The sequence below is a fragment of the Alicyclobacillus pomorum DSM 14955 genome, from assembly GCF_000472905.1.
GTDB classification, from domain to species: Bacteria; Bacillota; Bacilli; order Alicyclobacillales; family Alicyclobacillaceae; genus Alicyclobacillus_A; species Alicyclobacillus_A pomorum.
In genome coordinates this window covers 58,398-78,635 of the sequence record NZ_AXAR01000001.1, presented here as the reverse complement: position 1 = coordinate 78,635, position 20,238 = coordinate 58,398, and the positions used below count along the sequence as shown (strand labels likewise).

Below are 20,238 nucleotides of genomic sequence, written 5' to 3'. Positions count from 1 at the left end.
CATGTGCATCACAACCTCGTTATCTCAACAATCAGTATTTTAACACCTGAAGTATTCTATTATAAAGTACTTTATCATACGACCTCTACTGAGAGTGTTTCTGCAGCACTCCGATAACTGCACAAAGACAACAGAGCGGCTGTCTCCGACCCTCGTCAGAGAAGCCGCATGGAAGTCATGATTTCTCATCCGTATTAAACCCACCTGAGCAGCCATGCGGACAACCACAGACTGCAGGTGGCAATCACCATCGATTGACCAACGCCGCTGAGCAAACCCGTCACCACTCGCAGCGCGTTATTGCTGGTGCGCCATTTGCGGTACTGAGTGAATCCGTCGATGAGCATCGGCAGATTGAGCAGCACACCCAGCCAAATGGGAAAACGGAGGTTCGCCGCCAGAAATACAGGAGTCGCCAAGTATCCGATGAGAATGGAGAGACAGCGGTAGCACAGCGGAAACTGTCTGCCAAACCAATGCGGAGACCGGGAAGGCATACGATGACAAGGAATAAAGCGGAGTCCAATGACGTCTTTAAGCACCAAAACAGTCACATCCTGGTGCCCCGCAGTCCGCGCATTCTGCACACTCTAGGCCCTCGAGAAACCCACACTCAAACGCCAAACAATCCAGTCCTCCGCAACACGCGGCGCCCCGCGGCCCCCGACTCGCGTACCTTGCGGACGTGGACAAAAACATCAAAACTGCGAGTCCCATCAACACCAGTCCGGGGGCTATTTTGTGGTGTATCAGCAAAGACGTGCCAGCCCCCAACAAAATCAACTCTATGATGGAAAACATGAAAAACACCAGTGATACCTCCTGTTCCATGGATCACTACTCACATTATCAGAGAAAGTGCGAAAGATGGGTAGGCCTCACCACGAATTCCCAACCAATCAAACAGTTTGAAATCATCTTGCCACGGAGAAGAAAGTCTCTTGGAAGTTTTGTAAGAGATAAATCCAGAATTTATAAATCCGAGAGGTGAACCCCGTTAGCTGCGATCATTCACGTGGAGACCCATTGTGCCATTGGATCCGGCGAAATCTGGCCATATCCTCACTTTTCCTATACAAGTCAGCCTTTGATGTTTCGTTCCGGACAATTTACACTCGACAAAACTGAACATTGCATCACGTTGAACGATATCTCTGGGTAAAGCCTAAGTGCGCTCCCGTAAAGAACAGTCCGACGAGTGCATGCGACAGACGAGGATCCTGAAAGGAGTGATGGATGGGAGAAAACACAAAGGTCTCTTTGTCTCACGCCAACAACAAAGCGAGGTGAGATGTGTTGGCCTTACGAAGCGAGTCGTCTCCTGCTTCAAACGCCAACGATGACAATGAAAACAACAGCTGTTCAGTTTAGATTTCGTGAACCTACCGTGCACGACGGAGCTGCCATCTGGTCCCTGGTTCAACACGTTGGAACACTCGAACTGAATTCAGCCTACAGTTACCTCATGATCAGCAAATTCCTTTCTAACACCTCAGTCGTACTCGTTCACAACGAACAAATCATCGGTTTCCTGTCCGCTTTTCAGCCCGCTCAAAGAGATTCCGTGTTCGTCTGGCAAGTCGCAGTCCATCCATCCTATCAAGGACATGGTTGGGGAAAAGGTCTATTAAAGGCCCTCCTGCAGCGACCCGCTTGCCAAGGGATTCGGTATCTCTACGCTACCGTTACCCCCTCCAATTCAGCATCGAAATTCATGTTTCAAGGGCTAGCCAGGGAACTCGACACATCCTGTGAAACCTCAGAATGCTTCCCCAGACACTTGTTTCCAAACGAAGATCACGAACCTGAAGTCATGGTTCGAATTGGTCCATTGTCATAAAACAAGGAGGTTGTGTCATTAGTGGATGTACAAAAAGAATCTTTCACGTCCCTCGCCGTGTTTGAGAATTTAGAATCAGAAGTTCGTAGTTACATCCGAAGCTTCCCCACCATCTTTCATAAAGCCAAAGATTACAGGCTGTGGGATGGAAACGGTCGACAGTTCATTGACTTTTTTTCTGGAGCTGGCGCTTTAAATTACGGTCACAATCATCCACGGTTCAAGAAGAAACTCATTGACTATATTTCCAGCGATGGCATTACTCACAGTTTGGATATGGCTACAACGGCAAAGGAAAAATTCCTGCGTCGGTTTGACGAAGTCATTCTAAAGCCTCGAGGGTTAGACTACAAGATTATGTTTCCTGGACCGACCGGTACAAATGCCGTAGAGAGTGCACTCAAACTGGCACGAAAGGCCACCGGTCGAAACACCGTGCTCCATTTCACCAACGCCTTTCACGGGATGACCTTGGGCTCTCTCTCGATTTCCGGCAACCGATTCAAACGAAATTCTGCTGGCGTTCCTTTAGGAAACAGCGCCTCTATGCCATATGATAACTACCTTGGTGAGAACACGGATACTGCAGCTTACATTAGGCAATACCTCGAGGATTGTGGCAGCGGACTCTCCCTTCCTGCCGCCGTCATAGTTGAAACGGTTCAAGGCGAGGGTGGAGTCAATGTCGCCAGTTTCGAATGGCTTCGTAAAATCGAACAGATTTGCCGCAAAAATGGGATTGTATTGATTGTCGATGACGTTCAGATGGGCTGCGGCCGCACGGGACCCTTCTTTAGTTTTGAACCGGCAGGGATTCAGCCCGACATGGTCTGCTTATCTAAATCAATCAGCGGTTATGGGTTGCCCATGTCGCTGACATTGATACGCCGCGAACTGGATGTGTGGGAGCCAGGTGAGCACAACGGTACTTTTCGCGGCCACAATTTAGCATTTATCACTGCGACCGAGGCGTTGAGCTATTGGGAAAATGATGATTTCAGTAAAGAAATCATCGCCAAGGGGAACAAGGTTCACCGATTCCTCGCTCAACTTGTAGATAGATATCCGGAATTACAGGCAACCGTTCGGGGGAGAGGCTTCATTCAAGGCATTGAATGTGGCGTTGACGGGATGGCAGAAAAGATCTGTCAAACAGCGTTTGAGCAGGGTCTCTTACTGGAAACTTCGGGTCCAAACAACGAGGTGATGAAGCTACTACCGCCGCTGATTATCGACGAAAAAGGATTGTTCACTGGTCTCGAGATGCTTGCCGAAAGTATTCGTGAGGTGACCCATTCACACTGCCTGACAGTGAGTATTTGAAGGAACCATGTTCGAGGAGGGATCCCATGATTGTTCGTCGCCTTGATGAGATTCTGTTCACGGAACATCACGTATCAGGTGAAACTTGGTCAAGTCGAAGGCTCTTGCTTCATAAAGACAACGTTGGTTTCTCTCTCCACGATACCGTCATGAGGGCGGGTACGGATACTGTGATGTGGTATAAGCACCACATCGAAGCGGTGTACTGTATTTCCGGAGAAGGAGAAATTGAAGATATCTCAAGCGGAACAATTCACACCATCACTCCAGGCACGCTCTACGTGCTCGATGGAAACGAAAAACATCGGGTCCGTCCGAAAACGGATTTGCGCTTGATCTGTGTTTTTAATCCGCCTTGTATAGGTAAAGAGGTACACGACGACGAAGGCGCCTACCCTCTTTTCCTTAACTAAATAAAGAACAGCGTAGTCGGGTGAATCCCTCTAAATCACAACACGTGATTTAGAGGGGAGTTCACCCTCTCAAATCGCGATATCGGAAAACGAATACTGATATTTTTTGAACGATTGAGCCATCCGAAAGATACACAGCAGGGAGAGATTGAATGGAGAACTGGCTAACCTGGCTCGATTCGCCCAGTTAAAATCTGCTGACGCAAATAGCTCGCTTCTCCTCTTTCCCCATCGCATACATATTCTCTTTCCTGATATTACTGGTAGGAATCGACCTAGAATGCCGTTACCATGGATACAACGCATCCACTCTTCCGAAAGGGGTATGCAGAATGAAAAAACCGTTGCTCACCGCAATCACTTCAGTCGTCGCTCTTTTGGCATTGGAAAGTACAGCGTATGCATCAACATACGCCGTTCAGCCCGGCGACACACTCTGGAAAATTGCACAGCATCACGGTGTTCCACTCGGCACCCTGCTTCGGTCAAACCCGAGTATCCATAACCCAAACTTCATCTGGGTCGGAGAGAAAATTCAAATTCCAACGCCTAGCACTTCATCTACACACACGTCTACTTCACAGCAGTATGCCGCTGAAGTGGCAGCGCTGGTAAACCAAGAACGAGTACACGCTGGACTCAAGCCCTTGTCTGTGGATGGCAAGTTGTGTTCACTGGCCATGCAAAAAGCAGCGGATATGTATCAACATCACTACTTCAGTCATACATCGCCGACGTACGGTTCACCGTTTGACATGATGCAAAAGGAAGGTATCAGCTTCACATACGCAGGAGAAAATATTGCGGAAGGTCAAACCACTCCGCAACAGGTGATGAATGACTGGATGAATAGCCCAGGACACCGCGCGAATATTTTGAACGCCCATTACGACACCATCGGCGTTGCATACGACCACGGCATATGGGTGCAAGAATTCGTTGGCCACGGTCAATAAATGATGTGAAGAAATTTGTAGAGGCAGGGGCAAACGCCCCTGCCTCTGTTGGTTTCCCGAATGCTTCGCAGTTCTCCGGTCTCACGCACGATGCCTCACACTGAACCAGCTGCAAATCGCTAGGTTTGCCAAAGCCAAAACGGTACACTGTATGTGTGAGCAAAGTGAGTACGAAAGGGAGGTTTTTCCGTGAAGGCTGTCACCATGAGCGGGTTCGGCGGACCCGATGTACTCGAAATGGGTACCGCGCCCAATCCACATGTCGGCGACACCGACTTACTCGTTCGCGTACACGCGACTGCGTTGAACCGCGCAGATTTGCTGCAAAGAAGAGGACTGTATCCCCCGCCGCCGGGCGCCTCAGACATTCTTGGATTAGAAATGGCTGGAGAAGTGGTGCAGGTTGGAGCTCAGTGCGAAGGATGGAGCGTGGGCGACCGAGTGTGCGCCTTGTTGCCAGGCGGAGGATACGCTGAATATGCAGCCGTTCCTGCGGGAATGGCGATACGCTTGCCGAACAACCTGTCCTATGAGCAGGGAGCGGCCATTCCGGAGGTGTTCCTAACGGCATACCTCAACTTGTTTTGGCTCGGCGGACTCACTGCAGGAAAGAACGTCCTGGTCCATGCGGGGGCAAGCGGCGTTGGTACCGCTGCCATCCAACTCATTCGAGCAGCTGGTGCAACCAGCTACATCACAGCAGGATCTCGCGAAAAAATTGAGCGATGTCTGGAACTCGGCGCGAAAGCCGGCTGGTACTACAAAGAGGGACCGTTTGCACCTTGGGTGAAAGAGCAGACAAACAACGAGGGTGTGGACATTGTCCTAGATTTCGTCGGCGCACCGTATTTCGAGCAGAACCTCGAGGTACTGCGCACGGATGGGCGACTCATCGTCATCGGAACAATGGCTGGCACGAAGGTCGCGAATCTAGACTTAGGCTACCTGCTGCGCAATCGGCTGCAAATCATCGGTACCGCTTTACGATCCCGCAGCGTAGAAGATAAAATCCGACTCACCCAGGAGTTTGTCGCGTTTGCCATGCCACACATAGAGAAAGGAACCATCGCACCGGTCATTGACAGTGTCTTTGACTGGGCGGAAGCGAGCAAAGCGCACGCGTATATGGAGTCCAACGCCAATATCGGCAAAATTGTGCTTCGGGTCTCGTGATGGACGAAGCGCGGATTGATCCTACGGTTCAACATCCCCAAGGGCGATGTCGTACTGGGCTTGTATAGCTACGGCAGTCTGGGGCCCAACAATACCATCGACAGCCAACCCTCGAGTGGATTGAAAGGCGCGGACTGCATTCTCCGTCATGATGTCGAAGGAGCCCGTAATGCTTCCTTTGTAATAACCAAGCCTCTGCAGCATTTGCTGGAGCGTCTCAATGTCCGGTCCAGGCGAAACATACCGGTGTAGCAGTCTGGTGGTGAACACTTGCCCGTTGATACTTACCAGCGTTCCGAGGGGTACGATGCCATATAATTGGATGACATCTTCATTCCGCATGCGCACACAGCCGTGGGTGACAGACTGGCCAATGGTCGATGGGTCGTCGGTGCCGTGAATGGCATATCCGCCGTTTGGAATAGATAGCCGCATCCAGCGCGCGCCAAACGGGCCACCCGGGTTCTCCATTTTCTCAACGATGACCCAGTCTCCAAGCGGCGTTGGCGTCGTCGGTTTTCCAGTAGACACTGGAAACGTCTCCGTAAGGCGACCGCTATCGTATAAAACCAACAAGTTGCGCACGGTGTCTACCGCGATTCGGTAGCGGCCTCCGCCCCATTCGACCTGGTTGATGCCAAGCGCCATCCAGGTGTCGGGACCCACGATGCCATCGGCGCGAATACCGGAAGCTCTCTGAAAGGCGATGACAGCGTCTCGCGTTTGTGGACCGAAGACGCCATCAAACACCCCTTGCAAATCGCCGAGTGCAATCAGACGTCTTTGCACAGCGAGGACATCCGGCCCTTGCATGGCTGGATCCGTCAAGCGCAGAAAGCGACTTGCCTGTACCATGTGACACGCCCTCTCCTCTACTGAGTACGTCCGGCGCGTGCCTTGTCACGAGATGTAAAATCATTGCCGTTGCATACCGAACAAGGCCCCTGCCACCTCACCCATGTTCATGGGTAAGATATGCAGGGGCACTTTGTCCACAATCCGAAACCGTCGAAATCGGGATCCTCACCACCCCGTCATTCCACAACCCGTCGTCGTTTATTTGAACCGTAGTGGCTTATGCCGAATGGCGACGCTCATGGCAATTCCAACCGCAATAAAATTGGCAAGCAACGAACTACCACCGTAACTCACAAAAGGCAAGGTAATACCAGTGGACGGACTCATGTACATGTCCATGCCCACGTTTTCAAACACCTGAAAGGCGAACATCCCCAATATCCCCACGACCATGTACATGCCAAATGTGTCGGACGCGTGTCTAGCAATCCTTACCAGGCGGTAGATCAGCGCCAGGAAGCACAGCACCAACCCTGCCGAACCGACAAAGCCGAACTGTTCACCAACGGAACTGAAAATGTAGTCCGTCCACTCATTCGGCACACCGGCGTGAAGAGATAACAGTCCGTTGAGTGCACCTTCCCCAAACATTTGCCCGGACGCGATGGCCATTTGCGCCTGGTGCACGTTGAAGCCACTCCCGCCCAGGTCGTAGTTTGGATCGAGCCAAGCGAGAATCCGCTCACCCTGGTATCCCTTGAGGATGTTGTGCGGGATGAGGACCTGGTGAACAAATGCGGCAGCTTCCTTCGAGTAAAAGATAGGTACAGTGACGAGCACGACACCGCCGAGCAAAACTGCGCCACACAGAAGTGCGAACATGGACCGCTTTGTAAATGCCATGAACATGATGAGGCTAATGGAGACCATCACCAACGCTTGACCGAGGGCAGGTTCTTTCAGCGTTAACACAAAAGGCGGGATCAGCATCGCCCAAACTGGCCAGGAAGAACGAATCCGGTAATCAGGCAGTTCGCTTTCATCCACATTCGCCATAAACGCAGCCGTCGCAATAATCAACGCCAGCTTGGAAAACTCTGATGGCTGAAAGGTGGTGAATTTCAAGTTAATCCACGAGTGTGCGTAGTTGACGGCAGGGAACGCAAAGACCACCACCAGCAACACAGTTGTGATGCCGTACAACCACCAGCGAATGCGGCGCAAGGAGCGGTAGTCCGACACGGCGACAGCAAACATCACCACAAATCCAATGAGGCCGACCACAAGTTGCTTTAACCACGCGTGAGACGGCATTTGAGAATTGTGCACACCGGCGATGGCCAGGCAGCTATACGCCATGAGAATGGCTACGAGTACGACAATTGTATAGTCAATGTCCCGAAGGTAACGGCGAATTCCTTCCACAGTTGCATCCCTACCTGCATCAATATGTATGAACTTCATCAACGGGTTTGGAAACGTTCAACATGTATAAAGACAACGGATTGGATAGGCTTGTTACGGGAAATTTTGACGACACGGTGACAATTTCGCATGGCGTGGGAACATGCGGGCTTGTGCCCCCCATTCGTGGTGTACTCGACAACGGTATAATCTAATGAGCATCTTATCACAGCGCAGGGAACGAGGGAGGCATGGCTTCGTGCCACAACACCAAAATTCCAGATATTATTCCAAAATAAACCAACGTCGTTATCTGTTCCTCGTTACCATTGCGCTCGGCGTACTGCTGAATCCACTCAATTCCTCCATGATATCCGTCGCTCTCACTCGACTGCAGCACGTATTTCACTTGAATTTTACTAGCGTCTCCTGGCTGATTTCCACGTACTATCTGGCGAGCGCGATTGCCCAACCTGTCATGGGGAAGATTGCCGACACCCTTGGACGCAAACGCGTTTTTCTTGCAGGGTTGGTGCTGGTCGCCGTGTCTTCAGTCACGGCCCCGTTTGCCCCCTCGTTTGGCTGGCTTATCGCATTGCGCTTGATTCAGTCCATCGGCAGTGGAGCCATATATCCTGCAGGCATGGGGATTGTTCGGCAATACATCACCCAAGGCCAGGCACAGGCCCTCGCCTTTCTTGCCGTGTTCTCGTCTGGTGCTGCAGCGTTTGGTCCATCCATCGGTGGAGTGCTCATGCACTGGGGTGACTGGCCATCCATCTTCTGGGTAAACTTCCCGTTTATCGTGGCCAGCCTTCTGTTAGCTGTATGGATTCTCCCCAGTGACCGGCGACAAAATCTGGACGGACCGGACCGGGAACCCATTCGGGCGCTGATTCAAAAATTGGACGTATGGGGAATTATACTCTTCGCACTGGCGATTATCATGAGTCTTTTGTTCTTGCTGTCCTTAGCGGAGACCATCAAATGGTGGTCTGGTTTATTGGCAGTCGCCTCCATCCTCGTTTTTTACGTATGGGAAACGCAATCACAGATGCCATTTATCAACCTGCGCATGTTTCGCCAGAACATGGCCTTCACCTGGGTACTCCTTCAGTTTGTGACGGTTAACACAATTTTTTACTCTATCTTCTTCGGCATGCCGACGTATTTGCAAGAGGTACGCCAGTTCAGCCCTCAGAACACCGGTCTCATCATGTTGTGTGTCGCCGGTTTCGGCGTCATCATGGCGCCCATCGCCGGACGTTGGGTGGCACTGTCTGGATCAAGGCCTCCGTTGCTTTTGGCAGGCTTTTGCATGACGATTGGATCCACACTCTTTTTGGTCCTGCACAATCAATCCCCTGTATGGTGGCTCGCCATCAACTTGTCGGTACTTGGTTTTAGCAACGGCTTTAACAACGTGGGACTGCAGACGGCGCTGTTCCAAGTCACGCCACAAGAGATCATCAGCGCAGCATCTGGATTGTTTCAAACCGCCCGCTACATGGGTACCATCCTATCGACTGTTCTGCTCGGCGTCCTGTTTGGAAACCACCTGTCCACCCACGAAGTCCGCTTGCTCGGCATCGTGCTCGCAGCACTCGGCCTGTGTGTCATCTGGATGAGCTGGCGTTTGCCCAAGAAATGCCACAACACGTGATGATACGATTGCCCGCTTACACGCCTGGGACGGCTTCATCACTGTGCATCCCAGGATTCTCGCCTGTGATTGGACATCTGAGCGGGTACATTCGCAACTCGTTCCTTTCGCCCTGACAACTTGTCTCGTTCGAACATACACTGAACTAAGCTCTGGGGCAAAAACAACACACCACACAACGCAGACCAAAACCGAACACCCACCCTCCTTCGAACGCCAGAGCTGAAGAGAAGGTCGACATGAGCGACCTTCTCTTTTGGTGTTCTTTCATGAACGAAGCATTGTATTGTACCTTCAGAACGAAGCTTGAGCCCGAGAAGCGGTTACAGGCTTGCCACAACGGCGCCGATGATGGTAACAGCCCCTCCCACCAGTGACATCCAATAAATTTGTTCGTGAAGCATGAGAACACCAAATACGACGGTCCACACAGGGAGCAAGTTGATGTAGGGTGCTGCACGACCAGCGCCGACAATCTTGACACCAGCGTTCCATGCCAAGTAAGCACCGACGGATGCAAACGTACTAACGTAGATTACGCAAGCCCACGCAATCGTGGTCATGTGAATCATTCTTGGTGATACTGTTCCAATGCAGCTCATGGCGCTGAAAACCGTACCGTAGACAGCTGCGCCAGCAGTCATCGTCAGTGGATCCATCTGTTTTCCGTACCGCTTGCCAAGGACCGTATATAGCCCCCACGCCAAACACGACAAAACGATTTCGACATCTCCAAGCACTGAACCATGAGCAGCGGTCGAATGTTTGCCCTGAAATAACAGGATGACACCCATGATGGACACGACAGCGCCTATCCAAGCCTTCGCTTTGATGTGCTCTTTCAGGACAAGGGGCGTGACCATCAGGATGGCGATAGGAATGCCCGCAGAAATCATTCCGGCTTGCGAGGCGCTGATGTTTCTTAATCCTAAATAAGTTAACGTCGAAAATGAAAATATACCCAAGAACCCAAGGACCGCAAATTCCTTCCATTTATTAAAAATCGGTAAGCTTTTTTGATTCAGAGCAAGAATTCCAACAAGGAGTACAGCAGAAATTGCCCACCGAACGGTATTCAGTAGAGTAGCCGGTAACGCCGGACCCAAAAAGCGTCCGCAAATATAGTTGCCGCCCCAAAGAATCGTGGCAAGGATGAGGAGTCCAAGTCCGCGCTTCATATTGTTTGACAATTCCTTTCGTAAGGTGTATCCATTGTGGGCATCTTCATATGAATACGGATACAGTGACCGCTACGCCTAGGCGTCCTGTTTCCGTTCCCAATAAATCATCCCCTCAGACAGGGTTGGACTTGGTCCAACGCTGTGTCAAGGGGATGGCAGCGAACACTGACATCTTTCAATGTCATTTGACATGATGATACAGTGACTACCCGACTTGAGGTGACACGCTCGCGTCGGGAACTTCGGACGGCTCCGTGTCCAGAATCGGCGTCCGCAATGCGCTCTTGACTCCCCAATAATAGGTGACAAGGGATACGACAGCCACAATCACCTGGTCCCACGGAGCAGGCACAATGGCTTTACCGCCGCCAAATGTTCCAACATAAGAGAGAACAATCATGGCAATGGAATAGAGAATCAGCCACCCGGTTGTTTTGATTTGCTCTGAGAAAGATACGCCTACATCCGGCGCTTTCTTGTGGAACACGCAGTAGAGGATAAACATCACAAGCAGAGAACCGATGAGCCAAGAATCGGTCTGCCACCCTGTCCAATACACAATGAGGGAGGCAATCACAAAGGCAATCGGAGCGACGACAGACATCCCACGCAATCGGAAGGGTCTCTCCAAATGAGGCGCAGACCGTCGCAATGCGGCGGCAGCCACCGGCCCCATGACAAAGCACAGTACGCCGGAAGACGATGCAACTGCAACGAGCTTATCCCAAGACGGGAAGGGCAGGGTCCAAAAGATAGCCAGTATCAAGGAAAACCACAGTGCAGCCCTTGGAACACCTGTTTTTGAGTCCAATTTCGTAAAAACGCGAAAGAAGGTTCCGTTTTTGGACCAGCCGAATATCAACCGTGCCGTGGCGGACAGGTAGATGTTCGCTGTACCGCTTGGAGACAATACGGCATCCGTCAGGATGACGCTGGCTAACCAGCCAAGACCCAGCAAGGTGGCGAGATTGGCAAACGGTGAGTCTAGTTTCACACCGCCCCAGCCGTGATGAAGCAGGCTTGCGGGCAACGCGCCGACAAAACTCACTTGCAGCAATACGTAGATGACCATCGTTACCAGGAGCGAGAACAAAATGGACAGTGGAACCGTACGTGACGGCTTCTTTGCTTCGGAGGCAAACAGCACGGGTTGTTGAAAACCTTGAAACGCGAAAATGATGCCTGTTGTGGACACAGCCGCTTCAATTCCGTTCAATCCAAAAGGTGCAAACCCATGCAGTGAGAAATTGGCGGGTTTGAACTGTGTGAGAAAGACGACAATGGCAAGTGTCGGTACCACAAATTTCACGAGGGTAATCACGGTATTGGACTTACCAAAGATGTTGACGCTCCAGTAGTTTAGCAAAAAGAATAGGACAAGCGTGGCCGCCTGCACAAACCAGCCGAGCACTGTGGGATTTTGTGTACCTAATGCCGGCCACCAGGCGCTGGCGTAAGTGCGCATGCCTTCCGCCTCCAGTCCGGCCACGCAAGAGTACGCGACGAACGCCATAAAACTGACTAGATACCCTGTGAGCGGTCCATGGGAGTAGGCCGGATAACGAACCAGACCACCGGCCCTCGGAAGCGCTGCTCCGAGCTCAGCAAAGACCATACCCAGTATGTACGAGGCCACCGCACCAATCACCCAGGATATCCAAGCTGCGGGCCCTGCCACTTGTGAGGCCAACAGCGAAGCGAATAACCACCCGGATCCGACGATGGACCCCACTCCAATAAACGTCATATCTACCAGGTTCAGTTTTCTCTTGAACGTGCCTTGATTGGCCATGCAAACTCCCCTTTCATCGGTAAACAGGATGGACAGCGATGAGGTCCATATTCAAAGATACGGACAGAATCAATAGAATAAACAGTATATTCAACCAATAGATTTGTGACGTGGTTCCCTTTCGGGATTCCGCGCAAAACGATATTCAGTTTCGTAAAGTGTAGCTCGTTGATGGCGAAACCTCAAAGGATGACTTGAATAGGTACAGTGAGAATACGGCCAGATTTCGCAGGATCCACTGGCACATTCGGTTTCCACGTTCGTGACCGGATGTACGCCACTGACGTAGCGTAGTTTACGTCCCATCGCGTTTTACCCACTGCTCATAAGGCGGTACAATAGCGACAGATATTTCATGGAGGGATGCCCGTGTCTCTACTTGACGAGATTTTGGAGTATAGCGGAGAATTTGTTCGCACGAAGCAATACGAGCCGTACCGCACGTCGGGGCTTCCCAGCAAACGCATGGTCATTGTGGCCTGCATGGACACGCGCTTGGTAGAATTGCTGCCAAAAGCGATGAACGTGAAAAACGGCGATGCCATTGTGGTCAAAAGCGCTGGAGCGATGGTCACCGACCCATTTGGAGACGTCATGCGGAGCATCCTCGTTGCACTGTACGAACTTCAAGCGGAGGAAGTCTTTGTGGTTGGCCATCACGGGTGTGGTATGAACCGCATCAATCCTTCAACCACGTTGAGCACCATGAAGCAAAGAGGAATCAGTGAAGAGACCATCCGCGTTCTGCAAAATGGAGGTATTGACATACATACCTGGTTGCAGGGATTTCACGACGTGACAAACAGCGTGCGACAAAGTGTGGACGTGATTCAGAAGCACCCTCTACTCCCACCAAGCACTCCGGTCCACGGAATGATTATTCACCCGGACACCGGCCAGCTCGAGGTTGTCGTACGAGGGTACTAAGCGAGCGATTTTGCACATCACCGAAGCCAATGGCTCCCCGTATCGCTTTGACGAATGCTGGGAGCCATTTCGCAAAAACACAATTTACAGTTCGACGACTTGTCCCTGTCCCTCGCGCAATTGTTGGTAGACGACGTATCGATTTCCACCGGTTTGTTTGGCAGCCTGAAGGGCTTGGTCCGCCTTTTGAATGACCCGTTCCAAATCTGGCCCATCTGTTGGGTAGAAGGCAATACCAATGCTAATAGAGGCACGAAACGTCGTTGTCCCAAAGGTCCACGGTCTACTCATACTCTGTAATACCCGTTGTCCGATGCTTGTGGCATGCCGAACATGGTCCACTGCCGCGACGGCCACAAACTCATCCCCACCGAGCCGACAAAGAATGTCCGCTTGACGTAGACCATTTTTCAATCTCTTCGACAGAGCCACAAGAAACTCGTCTCCGAGACCATGTCCGTACACATCGTTAATCGACTTAAATGTGTCACAGTCCATGAACATCACAGTAAGGATCCGGCCTCGTTCCTTTGCCCCCGCTTCCAACGTCTTCAGGCTCTCAAACAGATGGCGTCGGTTGGGAAGGCCTGTGAGCGGATCGTGATACGCGAGATGCGTCAGCTGCCGTTGATACATCTCATGCACCGTGATGTCTCGAGTGATGGCCAGAACGTGGGTACAGTTACCACGTTCGTCGAGAATCGGAGAGAGAACCGTTTCTCCGTAGCTTCCGTCCAGGTCCTCCACAAATGTAACCACTTTCTTTGTGCTTGCGGCTTCGCGGTAGTACGCATTCAAAAGCTGCGCGCGTTCCGGGCTGACGGAATCATCTATCGTCCGACCGTAGACGTCCGCTGTGAGCTTTGCTGCTTTCATGGCAGCTGGATTGAACAACACGTAGCGAAACTTGCCATCATCCCCCACCGACATCAAAAACAGCAAATCCGGTATGTTGTTGAACACCGCCATTAACGTGCTGTAGTTTTGTTGTATAAACCCGTCCAGATTCAACACAACTCGGAGTCTCCTTGGTGAGGATACACCACTAGATTGCCCTCCATCAGGAGGAAAGCACCATTGCCATTGTGTTCACTCCGAAAGTATATAATATGACTTCAGAAAAGACGAATACTGCGCATGGTGAGCAACATGTAATACGGGGCTTCCCAAAAGTGCCTAACGCACTGAGGGATAGCCCCGTCTCATTTACGTCAACCAAACCAAATTCACATCACTCATGCGAGCGATGTCCAAAAGTGACGAATGAACTCCGCTGTGTTTCGGATGGCTTCGTCGGAGAAGTCGAATTTCACGCCGGTCTCCGCGTACACGTCCGCGATGGACTGGTTGTAGTCCGCAGCCGCCCCGCGCTTGTAGTTCGCCACGGCCTTGGCCGGATCTCCCTGGTACTGCTGCAGCAACTGAAGGGCGCCGAGTTCCGCCATGGAGTATTCGATGTTGTAGAACGGATAGCCAAAGTAATGTAGCGATCCGACCCATTGCGCCCCTAGATTCTTCTCAAAGCCAGACCAGTCGGTCGGATGCGCAGAATAGCGCTTCATGATGGCAGCATACGCTGCATCTCGTTCCTCTGCAGTATGTTCTGGATTCTCGTACATCCAGTGCTGAAACAAGTCACCTGCGAGCGGACCCATCAGCATGTTGAGGCTGCGGCGTATGCGTTCGCCCACGGCCGCTCGGTACTGCTGTGGATCTCGATAGAATTCGTTCAACTTATCGAGACACAGCAGTTCCATGCTGTGCGAAAACAATTCAGCAATTTCGGATCGATGATGGAACCATTGAGGTTCTTTGCGGAGTTGATAACACGCATTGATGGCGTGGCCCATCTCGTGAATTAAGGCAATCACCGCAAAATACGACGGACTGAAGTTCGCGAAGACAAAGCTGGTCCGGGATAGCATGAGCGAAGCATTGAATCCGCCAGGTGCTTTTCCTTTGCGTCCCTCAAGGTCCAGTAATCCGTTGTCTCGCATCTGTGCGAAGATGTCTCCAAATTCTTCGTCTGTCTTGCGCAGAATCGTCTCAACCCCAGCCATGAGCTCGTCAACTTCCTGGAAAGGAGCAGCGGGTATGGTGCACGAGGTCTGATCCCACGGGCGATATACGTCTACGCCCAACGTTTTGCGAAGATCTTCCGCAACCTCGTCCCAGACTGGCACGACGTACTTCTCCACTGCAGCGTGGAAGCGGCGGCAATCATCCAGTGTGTACTCTCGGTTCTTCTCCCGAAATACGTAGTCGCGGTAGTTTTCGAATCCGGCATTGTGTGCCATCTGGTGTCTCACACGCACCAGTTCGTTCATGATGCGATCGCATTCGGGTTTCACAGACGCATACGCCGCTGCAATGCCCTTCCACGCCTTTTCACGCACCGCTCTGTCAGGGCTGTCCAACAGTGCTTGGACGACGGGTAACGGCTTCCGTTCCCCATCCAGGTCCACCAACAAGCCGCCCATGATGGCGTTGTATTCCGTGTCCAATTCCTGTTCACGGACCTGAAGTGGCACGTTTTCATCGCGGAACAACGCCAAGCTGGTGGCGCGCACCTTTTTCATCATACCGTACTTCTGGTCATCAAGTTCCTTCATGAACGGGCTTTCGCAAAACTTCCGGTCAATCTCCGCCTGGTATTTCATCAACAGAGGCTGGATAACCGATTGGTCGTGTAGATACGTCGCTTTCTTCTCTTCATTCTCGGTGTCCCGATAAAAGTCTATGGTATGCCCCATGAGGACTTCACCGAGCCGATTGCCGAGGTCAAGCTCTGCCTTCAGCCACTGTTCCAGGTCCCCGACAGAATGAATCGGGGTTTTCAGCAAAGACTGCAGCTCTGCCTCTACCGAAGCAGCATCGGTGACGTCTATCCCGCGTTGGTAGTACGAGGTTGAGATGGTGGACATGTTGGGCCTCCTTCAATGTTCACATGAGCAAACTACACTTGCATAATCATACGGCTTTTCTGTCGTTTTCGAGTCTATCGTAACCGTGCATAGACCCGGAAATCAATGGAATTCGCGAAACATTGATTCGTGCACAGAGATCTGCTAGCTACTACCCCTGAGAGGTAACGGATGTGGATTCATGTTTCGTCGGTCTTACTGAGGAAAAACTATGTAACACGATGCCAATAATGATAATGCCGATGCCTGCCAAGGCCACGCCCGACACGGCCGTGCCTGGCAATAACAGCAGTTCACCCATCAGCGCGAAAACAACTTCGCCCGATTGCGTCGCTTCTACTGCGGCCAATTGATGAACGTTGCCTTTCGTGAGGTCGGTCGCGTAAAAGAACAGGATGGTCGCAATCACGCCGGAAAATACTGCAACCACGAGGGATTGTGTCGTCTGGCCGATGCCCGAGGGCCCGACTCGGAATAGCGCGTACAGCCCGAGAATCAGCCACAGTGGCAAACTTGCCAGTGTCATGCCCAGCACACGTTGCACCGTGTCTACACGGCCACTACATAACTCCATCATTTTACGATTGCCAAGAGGATACGCGAAGGCCGCGACAAGAACCGGCACGCCTCCGAGAAGCAGGTCGCGCCACGGCACTTCACCAGCCTGCTGCACTTCGACGAGGACGATGCCGACGAGAATAATGGACGACACCGCCAGCCCTTTCAAGGGAATCCGTTTACGGACTTTGACGACGCCCGTCCGAGTCTCCAGATGTTCATGGAACAAGGGAACGAGCAGCGACCCGGCAACAATGGTACATTGCCAAGTGGCTGCCACCAACCAGGCGGGGCTGTACAAAGCTGCCATGCACAGAGGACCATAGAACAACCCAAACCCGACCGTGCTCCACAAAAGCCATGCCCACGGACGTTCGCGCATTTGGGCGAACAACGACCAGAGATTCCCTCTCATCGCCACAATGGCCAACAAAAACGGAAGCATAAACAGGTAGCGCAGGGAAGCGCTCCACAGCCAGCTCCCTCCGTGAACACTCATCATGCGATTCAGGACAAAGGTGAACGCAAAAAAGAAGGATGACAGAACGCCGAGTACGATGGGCTTCATGATACACCTCCCCGCGGATCAGTCAGATCCATCATACTCGCACAATATGTCACTGTGATAGGAGTGTATACTGACCTTTTCGAGCTCAATGAGGTTTTAAACTTCCGACAAACAGACCGATGAGTAAGGCAAAGGCGAGAAACTCTGTCCGATGCTAGGGTATACTAGTTGTCGTGAAAATGAGCGATTTGCAAATTTCCTTTAGCGTGGTTCGTCGTTATTTTGCAAATCGCTGAAAAATAAGGCAGGGGTGAAGGATTCGTGATTCAATCCATTGCAACCGTCGCCGTATATGTCGAGGACCAACAAAAGGCGCTCGAGTTCTGGACACAAAAGGTCGGTTTTGAAGTGGTGGCAAACCACCCGATGGGACCGAATGCCAATTGGATTGAAGTGGCACCTCCAGGCGCGCAGTCTCGACTCGTGATATATCCGAAGGCGATGATGCCAGATTGGCAGGAAAGAAAGCCATCCATCGTCTTTGAGTGCCATGACATTCAAGGAACATATGAACAGATGGTTGCAAACGGCGTGAAATTCAATGATTCACCGAAAGCCATGTCATGGGGCACCTACGCAACGTTTGAAGACATCGATGGAAACGAGTTTCTGTTGAAGGGCTGACACGGAATTGCGATTCGGGATAGGGGGGCTCCCCTGTTACCTTATCCCGAAACTCCATCTGCTCATGACGTGCCAGACGTGCCGTCGAAGAACAATAGCAGGTCGGCTGCGTGCGCGCTCATCACACCGACTTTCGAAAACACATCCGGATGAAGGAAACTGTCGTGCAGTGCAGCAAAACCGCCCATTGACAGTCCACCCACGTACCGTCCGGACTTGTTGGCGATGGTGCTGTAGTGGTGATCCACATATGGAATCAGGTCCTTCATGACGTAATCCTCGTACATGCCCCGGCTGTATCCACTTACCGACTGAGTGGTCAAGGATGTGTTGATGCCATATCCGTTATCGATTTCTGGAGAAACAATCATCAGCGGGCGGATCTTCCCCTCTGCAATGAGTGCTGTCGCCATGGCATTTACACCCACCGCACCACTTCCTTGTGACCCGTCCATCCACGAATCTGCGTTTCCATCTTTGCCATGAAAGAGGCACAACACAGGATATTTCTGATGTGTGTCATAGCCTTTGTTAGAACGAGGGCAAGGCATGTGGTGATGAGGACTCGGATCTTTTTCACAAAGCACACTCCCAGACGCAGCCGTCTGGCTCCTACGCACAGGCGTCTGCGAACGTCGTCATTGTATTGGACGATCCGCCTCCTACCTACGTTACACAAGCCGCGATGGACTGTACAGCACGCCAAAGGTTCTTTGGACAACTCTAATTAGAACACATCGGCTCCTTATGCTTCCCATTCCCCCTCCAGACGCGTAATATACTTATATACCGATATAAAAAGGCGGGATTAAACGATGCAAAGAAGCTCAACAATTCCTCGTCCCTTGGTGCGTACCAATCAATGGGTGATTGTCTTGTCCGTTCTCGTTACATGGGTCACTGGCGCGTATTGGATTCTGCTGATTCCATTCATCGCGGGGATCATGGGCATTGTGGTTGGCTTGAACCCCATCATGCGCTTGGCCAGGGTGTTCCTGCGGAAACCGCTGTCGGAATACGTTCCGGAAGACCGCGACCAACAACAGTTCAATCAAATCATCGCCGTCGCCTGTCTTGCGCTCGGCCTAATTGGCTATCTCATGCACTGGCTGATTGTAGCATATTTATTTACCGCCATGGTTGCCTTGGCTGCGTTTATCGCCATCCTCGGCTTCTGCATCGGATGTTTCATTCGCTACCAATGGACGCAATACCGCTACCGCCGCACACAAAGACACTCCTGACCAGAGGCCGGAGTTTCTATGATTCGGAAGACGACCCAACAATCGTTTGAACCCTACCAATCTGGCCATCCTGCAGGCGCACTTTGATGCCATGGGGATGTGTCGGAGACTTTGTGAGGATGTCCTTGACAATGCCCCGGGTGGTCTTCCCTGTCGGCTGATCTTTTTTCAAAACGATGTCGACCTCAAGCCCGGGGTAAATATCTTTACGTTGCTGTCCGTTTTTCGCCATGGTTCCACGTAACTCCCTTGGTCATCCGTGCGGGTCAGGAGATGCCCCTTCCCTCACGCTAATGAACCCAGGTTAGCACATCGTCCGGATCAGCTACAATACGCCCGTAGTATTTAAGCGACCGGAAGTTGTGAATTTCCCGACACACAGTGGACATTTGCTCCAGAATCGTCCGTTCGGACACTTCGTTCGGCGACCAGTAGTACACGTCCATGGTGAACGGCGTACCGTCCTCGTCAGACCGCGTGTATTCAATGTGCTCCGCTCTGCGGAAACCGTTTTTTTCGTAGAAACGGATGCGCTTTACCGTGTCTGCATCGTCTGTGTCTGGTGGCTCCACTTCGAGGATGATGGTCTTCCCCATTTGCTTAAAATGATTGATTACCTTGCTGCCGACGCCACGACCTCTGGTGTTCGGGTTCACGATGAGGTAATCAATGAAAATGAACGTTGGAAACTCCGCATATGCCACGAGGAAATCCTCGGTCTCGAATTTCTTATACGCATCATGGTGAACCAGCAAATCCTGCAGTTGTCCTTTTTCCTTCAGCTCGTGTTCAGGGAAATACTCTGCCAGCCTGTCATACCAATGCACAGTCGCTCCTCCTTTGTCGCACA

21 protein-coding genes are annotated in these 20,238 nt (G+C 51.7%); 9 read left to right on the top strand and 12 right to left on the bottom strand.

Going from position 1 to position 20,238, the window contains the following annotated elements:
* Positions 1 to 194: 194 nt before the first annotated feature.
* Both YWK_RS0100320 and YWK_RS0100315 read right to left on the bottom strand, forming a co-directional pair.
* Positions 195 to 542, bottom strand: coding sequence for a DUF2085 domain-containing protein (locus YWK_RS0100320; protein ID WP_026963199.1), 348 nt, complete (start codon positions 540 to 542; stop codon positions 195 to 197).
* Positions 535 to 810, bottom strand: a complete 276-nt coding sequence (locus YWK_RS0100315; protein WP_026963198.1) for a hypothetical protein — start codon at positions 808 to 810, stop codon at positions 535 to 537. Before YWK_RS0100315 ends, YWK_RS0100320 begins: the two co-directional genes overlap by 8 nt.
* Before the next feature lie 481 nt (positions 811 to 1,291).
* Between YWK_RS0100315 and ectA the strand changes: the two genes are divergently transcribed.
* The 5 genes from ectA to YWK_RS0100290 all read left to right on the top strand — a co-directional run bounded on the left by ectA (position 1,292) and on the right by YWK_RS0100290 (position 5,705).
* Positions 1,292 to 1,840, top strand: a complete 549-nt coding sequence (gene ectA, locus YWK_RS22770) for a diaminobutyrate acetyltransferase (protein WP_084453353.1) — start codon at positions 1,292 to 1,294, stop codon at positions 1,838 to 1,840.
* Positions 1,841 to 1,861: 21 nt separating this feature from the next.
* Positions 1,862 to 3,163, top strand: coding sequence for a diaminobutyrate--2-oxoglutarate transaminase (gene ectB, locus YWK_RS0100305; protein WP_026963197.1), 1,302 nt, complete (start codon positions 1,862 to 1,864; stop codon positions 3,161 to 3,163).
* 26 nt (positions 3,164 to 3,189) lie between these two features.
* Positions 3,190 to 3,576: an ectoine synthase gene (locus tag YWK_RS0100300; RefSeq protein WP_026963196.1), complete on the top strand. Its 387-nt coding sequence runs from the start codon at positions 3,190 to 3,192 to the stop codon at positions 3,574 to 3,576.
* A gap of 332 nt (positions 3,577 to 3,908) precedes the next feature.
* Positions 3,909 to 4,532 (top strand): CAP domain-containing protein, encoded by a 624-nt coding sequence (locus YWK_RS0100295; protein WP_026963195.1) that lies wholly within the window; start codon positions 3,909 to 3,911, stop codon positions 4,530 to 4,532.
* Positions 4,533 to 4,721: 189 nt separating this feature from the next.
* Positions 4,722 to 5,705: an NAD(P)H-quinone oxidoreductase gene (locus YWK_RS0100290; RefSeq protein WP_026963194.1), complete on the top strand. Its 984-nt coding sequence runs from the start codon at positions 4,722 to 4,724 to the stop codon at positions 5,703 to 5,705.
* 21 nt (positions 5,706 to 5,726) lie between these two features.
* Here YWK_RS0100290 and YWK_RS0100285 read toward each other — a convergent pair whose 3' ends face one another.
* Together YWK_RS0100285 and YWK_RS0100280 are read right to left on the bottom strand one after the other, a co-directional pair.
* Positions 5,727 to 6,560, bottom strand: a complete 834-nt coding sequence (locus YWK_RS0100285; RefSeq protein ID WP_026963193.1) for a L,D-transpeptidase family protein — start codon at positions 6,558 to 6,560, stop codon at positions 5,727 to 5,729.
* A 201-nt stretch (positions 6,561 to 6,761) separates the two neighbouring features.
* The gene (locus tag YWK_RS0100280; protein ID WP_026963192.1) at positions 6,762 to 7,928 is read right to left on the bottom strand and encodes an FtsW/RodA/SpoVE family cell cycle protein; all 1,167 of its coding nucleotides are present in this window, start codon (positions 7,926 to 7,928) and stop codon (positions 6,762 to 6,764) included.
* Positions 7,929 to 8,166: 238 nt separating this feature from the next.
* Between YWK_RS0100280 and YWK_RS0100275 the strand changes: the two genes are divergently transcribed.
* Positions 8,167 to 9,570 (top strand): MFS transporter, encoded by a 1,404-nt coding sequence (locus tag YWK_RS0100275; RefSeq protein ID WP_245578461.1) that lies wholly within the window; start codon positions 8,167 to 8,169, stop codon positions 9,568 to 9,570.
* Between the two features lie 323 nt (positions 9,571 to 9,893).
* Here YWK_RS0100275 and YWK_RS0100270 read toward each other — a convergent pair whose 3' ends face one another.
* The gene (locus YWK_RS0100270; RefSeq protein WP_026963190.1) at positions 9,894 to 10,748 is read right to left on the bottom strand and encodes a DMT family transporter; all 855 of its coding nucleotides are present in this window, start codon (positions 10,746 to 10,748) and stop codon (positions 9,894 to 9,896) included.
* Between the two features lie 208 nt (positions 10,749 to 10,956).
* On the bottom strand, positions 10,957 to 12,543 hold the full coding sequence (locus YWK_RS0100265; protein ID WP_026963189.1) for an APC family permease: 1,587 nt from the start codon (positions 12,541 to 12,543) through the stop codon (positions 10,957 to 10,959).
* Between the two features lie 369 nt (positions 12,544 to 12,912).
* Here YWK_RS0100265 and YWK_RS0100260 point away from each other — a divergent pair, with 369 nt between their 5' ends.
* Positions 12,913 to 13,470 (top strand): beta-class carbonic anhydrase, encoded by a 558-nt coding sequence (locus tag YWK_RS0100260; protein WP_026963188.1) that lies wholly within the window; start codon positions 12,913 to 12,915, stop codon positions 13,468 to 13,470.
* Positions 13,471 to 13,554: 84 nt separating this feature from the next.
* On the opposite strand, the gene YWK_RS17590 is transcribed toward YWK_RS0100260, so the two are convergent.
* The 3 genes from YWK_RS17590 to YWK_RS0100245 all read right to left on the bottom strand — a co-directional run bounded on the left by YWK_RS17590 (position 13,555) and on the right by YWK_RS0100245 (position 17,520).
* Positions 13,555 to 14,484 carry a diguanylate cyclase domain-containing protein gene (locus YWK_RS17590; protein ID WP_051374817.1) on the bottom strand — a complete coding sequence of 310 codons (930 nt, stop codon included), beginning with the start codon at positions 14,482 to 14,484 and terminating at the stop codon, positions 13,555 to 13,557.
* A gap of 221 nt (positions 14,485 to 14,705) precedes the next feature.
* Positions 14,706 to 16,394, bottom strand: coding sequence for a M3 family oligoendopeptidase (locus YWK_RS0100250; protein ID WP_026963187.1), 1,689 nt, complete (start codon positions 16,392 to 16,394; stop codon positions 14,706 to 14,708).
* Between the two features lie 151 nt (positions 16,395 to 16,545).
* Positions 16,546 to 17,520 (bottom strand): DMT family transporter, encoded by a 975-nt coding sequence (locus YWK_RS0100245; protein ID WP_026963186.1) that lies wholly within the window; start codon positions 17,518 to 17,520, stop codon positions 16,546 to 16,548.
* A gap of 261 nt (positions 17,521 to 17,781) precedes the next feature.
* On the opposite strand from YWK_RS0100245, the gene YWK_RS0100240 reads away from it, so the two are divergent.
* Complete coding sequence (locus YWK_RS0100240; RefSeq protein ID WP_026963185.1) at positions 17,782 to 18,144, top strand: VOC family protein; 363 nt, start codon at positions 17,782 to 17,784, stop codon at positions 18,142 to 18,144.
* Between the two features lie 62 nt (positions 18,145 to 18,206).
* On the opposite strand, the gene YWK_RS17585 is transcribed toward YWK_RS0100240, so the two are convergent.
* Entirely contained in the window at positions 18,207 to 18,695 is a 489-nt protein-coding gene (locus YWK_RS17585; protein WP_245578478.1) for an alpha/beta hydrolase, read from the bottom strand.
* Between the two features lie 264 nt (positions 18,696 to 18,959).
* Between YWK_RS17585 and YWK_RS0100230 the strand changes: the two genes are divergently transcribed.
* Positions 18,960 to 19,388 carry a DUF4395 domain-containing protein gene (locus tag YWK_RS0100230; RefSeq protein ID WP_026963184.1) on the top strand — a complete coding sequence of 143 codons (429 nt, stop codon included), beginning with the start codon at positions 18,960 to 18,962 and terminating at the stop codon, positions 19,386 to 19,388.
* Between the two features lie 16 nt (positions 19,389 to 19,404).
* Here YWK_RS0100230 and YWK_RS0100225 read toward each other — a convergent pair whose 3' ends face one another.
* Both YWK_RS0100225 and YWK_RS0100220 read right to left on the bottom strand, forming a co-directional pair.
* On the bottom strand, positions 19,405 to 19,620 hold the full coding sequence (locus tag YWK_RS0100225; RefSeq protein ID WP_026963183.1) for a YwbE family protein: 216 nt from the start codon (positions 19,618 to 19,620) through the stop codon (positions 19,405 to 19,407).
* 58 nt (positions 19,621 to 19,678) lie between these two features.
* Entirely contained in the window at positions 19,679 to 20,215 is a 537-nt protein-coding gene (locus YWK_RS0100220) for a GNAT family N-acetyltransferase (protein WP_026963182.1), read from the bottom strand.
* Positions 20,216 to 20,238 lie beyond the last annotated feature (23 nt).